The following is a 5,249-nucleotide window of genomic DNA, read 5'->3' on the forward strand; positions in this document are numbered from 1 at the left end:
GGTCGCGGGTGGTATGCCAGTTCCCTTTCAGGGGGATACTGTCAATACGCGCGGCCATTTCCTGTTCCCACTGGCGGGTGATGTGCCGCTGGCTTGGTGACGCGGGCCAATACTGCTCTGCCGTGCCTTTCAGGGTGCGGGCGGCTTCCCATGTTGCCAGCACGGGGGTTTCCGCTATCCGGTCCAGCTGGTGCTGATACTTTTCCAGTTCGGGCCGGTACAGCCGGGCCCCTGCGGGCTGGGCCGTGATGGCGTTGAGTTGCTGTTGCAGCGGTTTGTAGAACAGCAGCCCGCTGCCCACCAAAACCAGTAACCCCAATAAAGCCCCGAGGCCAAACCCTTGCCACACGCTTAACCCTTTCGGCGGCTGTTCAGGAAATTGGACGTGAACCCGCTGCTGGTGCCCGGCGGCGGGCGGGCTGTCAGTGCGCGGCGGGGGCGACGCGGTTTCCTGTTCCGCTTCCGATTGTTGGGACAGATAGACTAAAGGCGGCATCTGTACCGGCTGTGACACCGGTTTGGCGGCCTGCCGGGGTTTTTCCAGCTTTCCAGAACTGTTCCAGCTCACTGTGCCACGCTTTTTCATCGTGGTTGTTGAGGCTGAACGTCACCCCCAAAATTGGGCCGCGCAGTTTGCAATCCAGTGACTGGTACATCGCTTCGAAACCATGCAGCAGATCGATTTTGGTCATGATTAAAAATATGACAATCTATATTGAACATGTTGCCATTGTGAATGATATGGTAGGTATTTTCGGCGAAAAAGAGAGTTTACTAAGTGCATTAACACACTCTCTTGCAATGGATGTATATACAGTGATTATTTTGCGAGTAGCCTCGCAAAGGCAGAGTTTGGTGATGGAAAGTTACACATGGTGGCGATAAGGTAGGCAATGAAATCTGAACGCGGTTTTATCGTGCTACCAACACGATAAAACCGCTAACCAAAAACAACTAAACAGGAGTTGAATGATGGCTAAAGCGCATTCTAAGCAAAACCGCGCGGTAAATAAAGCTACAAAAACAGAACGTTATTACACCGTGGGATACGTGCCGCAAAACGACAGGGCCACAGCCCCGCCTGCAATCCACCTTAAAGGGCAATGGCTTAAGGCCGCCGGGTTTGATAAGGGCTGTACCCTCACGGTCAAGATTATGGACGGCTGTCTGGTGCTCATTCCTGACAGCGACGACACCCGCACCATCAAGCAACAGTACCAGCAAGACCAGCTCAGTGAGATCAAACTCAGAATGCGGGAACTGATTGGGGATTATCAGGCAAGCTGATGATAAAAAAGCCGGAAGATCATGAGGATCTTTCCGGCTTTACTTGAATGAATTAATAAACGATTAAGTTACCATTTGGCCACTCTCCATTCCAACCACATGGCAAGTGACCACTTTCGTATATATCAACTAATCCGGCAAAAAATAACGGCCTTATTAGTTTTTCTTTATACGTATCTTCTATTAAATAGTGCATAAGATCCCACCTAACACACTGAGACAACAAGATTGGATCAACTCCATCTATATCAGGAAGATTTTTAATTATCTCATTATTAATAAAAGACTTAGCCTCGATAGCCAGATCATTCCAATATTGGTATATCTCAGAATATTTTTGAGCTAAAAAATCTGATATTTCGTTGGATTCTTGCAATGTTACATCTTCCCATTCTGGCGAAGAGATGTATTCATTTGCATCAGTAGAATTTTTCACCAATATAGAGTTGGGTACATTAATGTCCTTTCCCACACTATAAAACCAATTTATAGATAGAAGCTTGTTCATTGCTTGACTAGATATTTTCATAATTTTGGTTTTCTCTGATTTATTCTTCCTGGAATTCGAGGTACTTTCATTCCACCGAAGGCTAGGTGCTGTATCCTATTTTGTATACTATACCTAACGGCCTGCATAACTTGTTTAGATGATAATCCCGCCGCTTCTAATGAATGTTTGAGTGCCTGAGTGTATTGAATGTTAGTAGGCCTCTGACCTTCAAGTTCTCCGCCTCTTCTAAATTTATTCCAGAACTGTTCAAGCGACTTATGCGCTTCATAGTGAGGAGTTCCTGGCTGCGAGAAAGCATTACCTTCTAACTTAATTGCTGCTCCATCATTATGAGGAATGACACTACGGTAAGCTGCATCTTGGTTCAAATGGTGGGATTGTCCCGGATTAATCCGATCCTTTTTCAAAGTGCCATGAGGCCCTAAAACAGGATCACCCGACTCTCCTCCACATTTCTTTGACGATAGTCCTAGTGGATCAATAAATCCTGTCGGATTCTGCACATATCCGTATAGGTTTTCCCCGCCCACTAACCCGATCGGATCAGGCGTCAGATATTGCCCGGCAACCAGCGAGTAATACCTGTACCGATTGTAGACCAGCCCGCTCTCTTCATCCAGCCACTGCCCGGCAAATGACAAGGCCACCGCACCGCCTGCAATCCATCTTAAAGGCCAGTGGCTTAAGGCAGCCGGGTTTGATATTGGCGGCACACTCACCGTCAAAATTATGGATGGTTGTTTAGTGCTGATCCCTGACAACGATGACACCCGCAACATCAAGCAGCAGTACCAGCGCCAGCAAGACCAGCTCAGTGAGATTAAATTGAAAATGCGAGAACTGATTGGGGATTATCAGGCGGGATAATGATCAAAAAGCCGGAAGATCGCAGGGATCTTTCCGGCTTAATTTATTCCCATGATCGAGATTTTTTTATATCAAAAATCTAAAAAATCATCATGTTCGGTGTAATAATTAAGTGCTGCTACAAAATCGTCCAATGTGGCAGACGGCTTTTGCGCAAGAACAGTATCAATCACATCCGCAAATTGTTGCCCTGAATATAAATAGTGCAGTTCATTTTCTACAACTATTTGTGGGAATAATTCTTCATCATTATCATCAATATCAGGAAAATCAGCGATGTAATAACTACCATTTTTATCCAATTTTCCATCATTAATACCATATAAGCAAAACTCATCATCTCTTGAATCAACATCTTTCATATCAGAGATAATATCTGCTAAATGGTATTGTTTATCCTTATCTAACATATAGACTCCTGTTTATTATTTAAGGTTTTGAGCATTTTTTCGGCATCCCTGTTTTCCCATTAAGTTTCCCTAGTCGTCCTTGCTCTCCACCGCCCCAAATATCACGACCACCATTTCCTGTAGGATGATATAAGCCATGGTTATATTTATGATCGCCACGATCAACTAAAACAAGCCTATTCGTATCTTCATGGTGATGCCACGTTAAACCCGAAGGACTGCTTGACTTACCACCTTTTTTATTCATCCAAGTACTTAATTCTGGATAACGTCCAAGCATATCTCTTCTAAATGCAGGATCTGTTTTCATTTTATTAATAAACACTTTATTTGCTCTATTAAATTGAACAGAATCACTGGCATATCTATGCACGTCATCAACAGTATGATCAAAGAAGATATTATATTTTCCATTATCTGGGCGATTTGCTAATCCTAGTGGATCGATCCAAGACGATGGATTAGGTGCATAGGCATAATGATTATCACCCCCATCTAACCCAATAGGGTCAGGCGTCAGATATTGCCCTGCCATCGGCGAATAATATCTGTACCGATTGTAGACCAGCCCGCTCTCTTCATCCAGCCACTGCCCGGCAAATTTTAGACCCGGATTCAATTCCGAATTTTCACCCAATGCACTCAGACGTAGCCCGTACAGGCTGTGCGACGGCTGGCGCCAGATCCGGTGTCCGGCGGCATCGAACAACGCCAGTGGCTCCCCGGTCGGGGCACACACCGCATACTGCGTCTGGATGTCTCCGGCAATAAGCTCATGGCGGTTTTCCGGGTTCAGGGTAAAAAACTGCACCTGCTGCGCCAGCAACTGCCAGCCATCAAACACCAGATGGCGGATGCAGTGCAGGCGGTTATGCCGGTATTCCCGGATTTCGGCCGGCACGTCGCCGTCCCACAGGTAAGTCGTGCGCTGGCCTGATTGTTCACACGTTTTCTCGGTGCGCCGCCCGAAGGCATCGTAGCGATAGTCCCACTGCTGGCCGCCCGGCGTCTGTATCCCAATCAACTGGTTCTGGCTGTCCCAGCGGAACTTGGTGAGCTGCGGACGATGCCCTTCCTGCCAGAGCTGCATGGCAGTCATGCGGCCGGCATCATCATACTCGAACAGATGCTGCCCGACTTGGCGTAACCGGTGGCCTTGCTGGTAGAGCCGTTCCCCGTCAACCTCATTGAGGCCGTCGAAACGTCGGGAAGGGTAGCCTGCCCCATCATATTGATAATGCTCACGCAACCGTTCGCCGTCGCTGACCGAGGTCACCTGTCCATTGCCATTGACCACATAACGCAGCCAGTGCCGCTCATCATTCGCCGCCACCAGATTCAGCGCCGCATCATAGCGATATTCCCGGTCTAAGCCTGCCAGTGTCGGCTGGGGAATATCGGCCACTTCATGGGCGGCAAAAAACTCCGTGTTACGCCCGGCACGCTGGGCAGTCAGTTGCCCCATCAGGGCATGGGCCTGGCGCAGGATAAAGCCTTTATCTGACTGGCGGTGCCACTCCTGCCCGTCCTTATCCCGTTCAAGGCTGAGGGTATGCTCGCCGCTTATCCTGAGCCGTTTCAGTTCTCCGGCCTTGTTGACCCCCGTCTCCGTCTGCCATTCCCGCCCGTCCTGCACCAGCACGGTGCGCTGATGGGTAAAGGTATCCGGGTATTCATGGCTGATTTGCCCGTACGCCTGATACTCCTTTACCCGCCGCCCCTGCCTGTCATATTCAAAGCGCAGCGGGAGGGTGCCCGGTGTCGCCACTTCCAGCAGCCGCCCCATCAGGTCATAACGCCAGGTCGTGGTGCCTTCCGGCGTTTCCATCGCCGTCAGGCGGCCATTGTCATCATACCGGTATCGGGTAATTTGCCCCAGGGCATCGCGTTTCTCCGTGCAGTTGCCATTGCCGTCATAGGCATAATGCCACTGGGTACCGGCGTAATCGGTCTCCGTGACCACCCGCCCGTCCGCATCCAGCGTGTAACGGTAGCATTCACCCAGCGGGTTAATCACTTCAATCAACTGCAGGCTGTTTTTGTCGTAGCGGTACGCCCAGCGATGGCCTTCGCCATCCACCCGCGCCACCGGCAGGTCAAAGGGGCCGTATTCCAGATCCCATGCCACCCCGCGGGCATCCGTCCATGTCGTCAGGTTGCCGTGGCGATCATGG

The 5,249-nt window shown here is 49.4% G+C and carries 7 protein-coding genes and 2 pseudogenes; 3 read left to right on the forward strand and 6 right to left on the reverse strand.

Going from position 1 to position 5,249, the window contains the following annotated elements:
- Positions 1-586: VasL domain-containing protein (locus tag AAC854_RS21000; RefSeq protein WP_340618792.1), on the reverse strand; the 586-nt coding region annotated here is incomplete at its 3' end.
- A 22-nt stretch (positions 587-608) separates the two neighbouring features.
- Positions 609-692, reverse strand: a pseudogene (locus AAC854_RS21005) (hypothetical protein); the annotation flags it as partial.
- Positions 693-702: 10 nt separating this feature from the next.
- Here AAC854_RS21005 and AAC854_RS21010 point away from each other — a divergent pair.
- Complete coding sequence (locus tag AAC854_RS21010) at positions 703-885, forward strand: hypothetical protein (protein WP_340618793.1); 183 nt, start codon at positions 703-705, stop codon at positions 883-885.
- Positions 886-972: 87 nt separating this feature from the next.
- Positions 973-1,287, forward strand: a complete 315-nt coding sequence (locus AAC854_RS21015) for a SymE family type I addiction module toxin (protein WP_340618798.1) — start codon at positions 973-975, stop codon at positions 1,285-1,287.
- Positions 1,288-1,339: 52 nt separating this feature from the next.
- On the opposite strand, the gene AAC854_RS21020 is transcribed toward AAC854_RS21015, so the two are convergent.
- Both AAC854_RS21020 and AAC854_RS24425 read right to left on the reverse strand, forming a co-directional pair.
- Positions 1,340-1,816: a hypothetical protein gene (locus AAC854_RS21020; protein ID WP_340618794.1), complete on the reverse strand. Its 477-nt coding sequence runs from the start codon at positions 1,814-1,816 to the stop codon at positions 1,340-1,342.
- 442 nt (positions 1,817-2,258) lie between these two features.
- A pseudogene (locus AAC854_RS24425) lies at positions 2,259-2,439 on the reverse strand (RHS repeat-associated core domain-containing protein); the annotation flags it as partial.
- Positions 2,440-2,458: 19 nt separating this feature from the next.
- Here AAC854_RS24425 and AAC854_RS21030 point away from each other — a divergent pair.
- A complete protein-coding gene (locus AAC854_RS21030; protein WP_340618799.1) occupies positions 2,459-2,665 on the forward strand; it encodes a SymE family type I addiction module toxin in 207 nt (68 codons plus the stop codon).
- Positions 2,666-2,736: 71 nt separating this feature from the next.
- Here AAC854_RS21030 and AAC854_RS21035 read toward each other — a convergent pair whose 3' ends face one another.
- Both AAC854_RS21035 and AAC854_RS21040 read right to left on the reverse strand, forming a co-directional pair.
- Positions 2,737-3,075 (reverse strand): DUF7716 domain-containing protein, encoded by a 339-nt coding sequence (locus AAC854_RS21035; RefSeq protein ID WP_340618796.1) that lies wholly within the window; start codon positions 3,073-3,075, stop codon positions 2,737-2,739.
- Positions 3,076-3,094: 19 nt separating this feature from the next.
- The coding region (locus AAC854_RS21040) for an RHS repeat-associated core domain-containing protein (protein WP_340618797.1) at positions 3,095-5,249 on the reverse strand (2,155 nt) is incomplete at its 5' end.

The sequence above is a fragment of the Xenorhabdus entomophaga genome (genome assembly GCF_037996725.1).
Classification (GTDB): Bacteria; Pseudomonadota; Gammaproteobacteria; order Enterobacterales; family Enterobacteriaceae; genus Xenorhabdus; species Xenorhabdus khoisanae.